This window comes from Micromonospora solifontis, from assembly GCF_003725545.1.
GTDB classification, from domain to species: Bacteria; Actinomycetota; Actinomycetes; order Mycobacteriales; family Micromonosporaceae; genus Micromonospora; species Micromonospora solifontis.
This window is the reverse complement of sequence record NZ_RJLN01000215.1, coordinates 1-440: the sequence shown is the minus strand read 5'-3', so window position 1 is coordinate 440 and position 440 is coordinate 1. Positions and strand designations below refer to the sequence as shown.

General features: G+C 62.7%; 1 protein-coding gene. It reads right to left on the bottom strand.

Features of this window, described 5'->3' with window-relative positions:
• Positions 1–440: non-reducing end alpha-L-arabinofuranosidase family hydrolase (locus EFE23_RS27925; RefSeq protein WP_255421188.1), on the bottom strand; the 440-nt coding region annotated here is incomplete at both ends.

Here is a 440-nt window from a genome sequence, read left to right as displayed (position 1 = left end):
CCCTGGTAGAGCAGTTGCAGGTTGCACGGGTCGATGGTCTTGGTCTGGTCGGGGTTGGTGCGGACCAGGTCGCCGTGGCTGATGTCGTTGGTCCAGGTGGCGCCGCTGTTGGCCTTGCCGGCGAACGGGTTGCTCTCGCTGGTCGCCTGCGGCGTCCACGAACCACCCAGGCTGGTCGCGGTGTACGAGCGGAAGTAGCGGCCCTGCGAACCGATCGACTCGACCAGCATCAGGTACTGGTTCTGACCCTGGACCTTGTAGACCTCAACGCCCTCGAACAGGTTGTTGGTCGTGTCGCTCATGATCGTGGTGTAGCTCGAGCCGAAGTTCCCGGGGAAGTTCCCGATCGGCATGCTGGCCCGGTAGATCTTGCCGTTGTCCCCGGCGAAGAACAGATACATGTTCGTGCCGTCACCGATCAACGTCTGGTCGATCGGTCC